Source organism: Streptomyces sp. B1866, from assembly GCF_031932565.1.
In the GTDB taxonomy this organism is placed as follows: Bacteria; Actinomycetota; Actinomycetes; order Streptomycetales; family Streptomycetaceae; genus Streptomyces.
In genome coordinates, this window is the sequence record NZ_JAVSCF010000382.1 from 1 (window position 1) to 4,206 (window position 4,206).

General features: G+C 77.8%; 4 protein-coding genes. 2 read left to right on the forward strand and 2 right to left on the reverse strand.

What is annotated here, in order from left to right; all coding sequences use genetic code 11:
- The coding region (locus RKE29_RS28330) for a nucleotide disphospho-sugar-binding domain-containing protein (protein ID WP_312008542.1) at positions 1-1,221 on the reverse strand (1,221 nt) is incomplete at its 3' end.
- 518 nt (positions 1,222-1,739) lie between these two features.
- Entirely contained in the window at positions 1,740-2,564 is an 825-nt protein-coding gene (locus tag RKE29_RS28335) for an AfsR/SARP family transcriptional regulator (protein WP_312008544.1), read from the reverse strand.
- A 254-nt stretch (positions 2,565-2,818) separates the two neighbouring features.
- On the opposite strand from RKE29_RS28335, the gene RKE29_RS28340 reads away from it, so the two are divergent.
- A complete protein-coding gene (locus RKE29_RS28340) occupies positions 2,819-3,052 on the forward strand; it encodes a hypothetical protein (RefSeq protein WP_312008546.1) in 234 nt (77 codons plus the stop codon).
- Positions 3,052-4,206: TOMM precursor leader peptide-binding protein (locus RKE29_RS28345; protein WP_312008548.1), on the forward strand; the 1,155-nt coding region annotated here is incomplete at its 3' end. The genes RKE29_RS28340 and RKE29_RS28345, both read left to right, overlap by 1 nt.

The window sequence follows — 4,206 nt, forward strand, 5'->3', positions numbered from 1 at the left end:
CGGGCCCCGGCCCGCGGGCGCGGCACGGCGGTCCGGCGGGCCGCCGGGCCCCGCGCCGGGGCGGGACGCGGCCAGCTCTTCCAGCTCCGGCACCACGTGGACCGGCAGCGGCATAGCGGCCATCTCCTCGCGCGCGAGCCGCGCCGCGGCGGCGTACGACGGGTCGTCGAGCAGGGTCCGCAGCGCGTCCTCGATGGCGCGCGGGTCCCGCTGCCCCTCCGGGTCGAGCGACCGGCCCGCGCCGCACGACGAGATCCGCTCCGCGTACACCCCCAGGCCCGGCAGCGGCGGGGCCAGCACGAGCTGGGGCAGGCCGAACGCGAGCGCGCTCAGGCCGGTGCCCGCGCCGCCGTGGTGGACCAGCGTGGCGCAGCCGCCCAGGGCCAGGGACAGCGGCCCGGGACGGACCAGGCGCACGTTGCGCGGCACGCGGCCCAGCTCGCGCGCGTGCGCTGCCGCGACGACGATCACACCCCGAACCCCTTCCAGGGCCCCGAGGGCGCGGGCCGTGGCCGCGAGGGTGCCCACGCCCGCGCGCTCGACCGCGCCGGCACCGAAGGCCACGCAGACCGTACGGCGGCCGGGCGGGGCGTCGTGGGCCCACGCGGGGAACGGGCCCGGGCCGCTGTACGGCACGAAGCGGACCGGCCGGGCCGGGGCGGCCCTGGGGTGCCGGAGCGCCGGCGGGCACGGGTCGAGCAGCAGGTCGGGGTCGGGCAGCAGCCCGTCCGGCGCGCCCACCCGCTCGCACAGCGAGCGCAGGGCGGCACGCGCGGGCACCCGGGCCAGCGTCGTCAGCACGTCGGTGCCCCACCGGTAGACCGCGCACGGCACGCCCAGCACGCCGGCGACGATGGCCCCGCAGAACTCGGCCGGGTCGGACAGCACCAGGTCGGGGCGCCACTCGCGGGCGAACCGCAGATAGCCGTCGATCACCCGGCCCACCCGCACCTGCCACCGCGCGGCCAGCGCCTCCCAGTCGGGCTCGCCGAGCGCGGTGGCCGGCAGCGCGGCGGCGGGCCGCCGCACCAGGGCCTCGGAGGGCACGGCCGGGGCCAGCGCCACGTCCACGGTGGGCAGCCCGGCCGTACGGGCCGCCTCCACGGTCGCGGGCTCACCGGCGCACAGCACGTCGTGCCCGGCGCCGACGAGCGCCCAGGCCAGCGGTATGAGGGACAGCAGGCGACTGCTGACCGGGGTAACGACGATCAGTACGCGCACGGCGGCCCCCTCGGCTCGCTCGGAGCTGGTCGGGCCGGGCCCCGTACGGGCCGTGGCAGGACGCCCCGGGGTAGGGAATGAGCGTGACTACGGCTCCGCTCACCCGCGCGGGGATTCGGGCGGCGGAGCCGTAGCGCGCCCGGCCCAGGGAGCTGCGGCCGGACATGTCCAGTGGTTTCCTCGTGAACTCGTCGGTCTGGGCTGACGTGGGACGGGTCGGTCTCGGCTGGCGTGGGACGGGTCGGTCCGGGCTGACATGGGGCGGCTGGTTCCCGGGCCCGCCGGTCGCGCGGGCCCCAGCCGACGGCACCGCCGACGAGCGGCGGGCCGACGGGACGCGTCACCCGCGGACCGGCGGACGCGCGGGTGGCTCCGGGGCCCGGCGGGCCGCCGGTTGCGGCACGGCCTGCCGGGCGGCGTGCCGCGGGCGGGCCCGCGGCACGGGCGGCGGGACGCGGCGGCCTCACCGGCCCGCGCGGGTGGCGGACCGGCGGCCGAGGACCGGCCGCCGCGGGCCGTCAGGCGGCGAACAGGTCCAGGACCGGCCTGCGCAGCCGCTCGCACAGCTCCAGGTCCAGGGCCGGGTCCGAGGCGAGCACGGCCTGCTGGAGCTTCTGCAGCCGCGGGGACGGTTCGAGCCCGAGCTCCTCGACCAGCCTGCCGCGCAGCCCCTGGTAGACCTCCAGCGCCTGCCACGGGCGGCCCGCGCGGTACAGCGCGGCCATGCACTGGGCGTGCAGGCCCTCGTGGAGCGGGTGACGGGCCGTCAGCTCGGTCAGCTCGGTCAGCAGCTCGGCGTGCCGGCCCAGCCGCAGGTCGGCCTCGATGCGGCGCTCCAGGATGCCGAGCCTGCTCTCCTCCAGGCGGGCCACCTCGATCTCCAGCACCGGCCCCACCCGCACGTCCACCAGGGCGGGCCCGCGCCAGACCGCCAGCGCCTGCCGGAACAGCAGCGACGCCTCGGCGTCGTCCCCGGCCTCCAGCGCGTCCTGCCCGGCGGCCACCAGGCGGTCGTACTCGTGCACGTCCACGGCGCCCGGCTCGGTCTCCAGCACATACCCCCCGTAGCGGGTGGCCAGTACGTCCTTCGCCGCGTCCGCGCCGCGTGGCCCGTAGGCGGCGGCCAGCCGGCGCCGAAGCTGAAGGATATAGGTCTGGAGCGTGGTCAGCGCGCTGCGCGGCATGTCCGCTCCCCAGATTTCCTCCATAAGAGTGGGAACCGGCAGCATCTGATTGGCATAGACGGACAGCAGTGCAAGTATCTGCCGCGGTTTGCCCGCGGTGGGCACGACCGACTGACCGCACGCGTCGACACTCAGCGGCCCCAACACCTTGATGTCCATGGTTGCGTACCTCCGTCATCCGGTCCGCTCTGACGCCTCCAGGCCGCACCGTCCTGCCGTCGAGGCATATACGAGCCTTGCGCGCGGGTGGTACATGCGGCCAGTGCCGGATTCCCGAAACCGGCATGAATCCCAGGTGTCGGAGACCATGAGAGTTTCATACCCTAGTTATGAGGAAAGCACTGGCGAGCAGTGTGTCCTTCCCGGGACCCTGACCAGTGCCGCCTCCTACGACGAGACGAGGAGAGCAACCGATGACTGACACACCCGAGTCAGCGCATAGCACGCTCCCCGGGGCCGCGGACCCCGTCGGCCTTTCCGGCCTCTCCGCCGGCTCCGGAGACCTTCCGGCCCGTACCAGTCCCGCCGACCTCACCGCCCCGGCCGTCGGCCAGGACGACTCCGAGCTGCTGATCGAGGACCTCTCCGGCACCGTCACCGCCCTTCCCGCGCCGGGGATCTGCATCTGCATCAACATCGCTGCGTGATGCCCCCCTTGGGCTTCGGGCCGCACCTGCGGGTGGAGCAGGTGCCGGGGGAGGCCGTCTACCTGGTCTCGGAGCGCGGCGTCACCGCCCTGCGGGGCGGGCCGGTGGCCGCGCTCGCGCCGCTGCTGGACGGCTCCCGTGACCTCGCCGGAGTCCTCGCGGACGCGGCCGGCGCCGTCCCCGCCGACCAGGCGGCCCGCGTGATCGCGCGGCTGTCCGAGGCGGGCCTGGTCTCCGAGCGCGGGCCCACGCGCGCGACGAGCGCCGAGGAGGCGTACTGGGCGCTGGCCGGCCTCGGACCGGCCGCCGCCGACCGCGCGTCCCCGGACCTCGCGCGGCCCGCCGCCGTCACGCCGGTGACGCTCGGCTCCACCGACCCGGGCGAGGTCGGCCAGGCGCTGCGGGCGGCGGGCCTGGCCTCCGTGCGGCCTCCGGCCTGGCTGACCGGGCAGGCGGACGGGACGGCGGAGCAGCTGCCCGGGCGGACCGAGGGGGCCGCGCAGCACGCGCCGTCCCCCGACCCGGCCGGGGCGGTCCCTCACCCGGCCGGGGCGGCCGCCGGCTGCCCGCCCGCGCGGGAGCACGACGGGCGGCCGGAGGGCGCGGCGCTGACCCTCGTGGTCTGCGACGACTACCTCGACCCGCGGCTCGCCGCCCTCGACGCCGCGCACCGCGCCGCGGGCCGCCGCTGGCTGCCGGTCAAGCCGGTCGGCACCGAGGCCTGGATCGGCCCGTTCCTGGGCGCCCCGGACGGCCCGTGCTGGTCCTGCCTGGCCGACCGGCTGTGGCGGCGGCGGCGGGCCGAGGCCTACCTCCAGCACCGCCTCGGACGGACCGGGCCCGCGCCGCACCCGCCCGCCTCGCTGCCCGCCAGCCGCGCCGCCGCCCTGCAACTGGCCGCGCTGGAGTCCGCCACGTGGCTCGCGGGCCACCGGCACCCCGGGCAGGGCTCACTGCGGACCTGGGACAGTCTCACATCGGCGGGGGAGGCGCACCCGGTGCTCCGCCGCCCGCAGTGTCCGGCGTGCGGGCGGCCGGGGCTGGTCGCGGCCCGCGTGACGGCGCCGCTCAGGCTCGGCCCGGACGGCGCCGACCGCCCGCGCGAGCGGGACCCGGCCTCCGGGCGCGCCACGGTCCCGGCGCCCGGCCGCGGC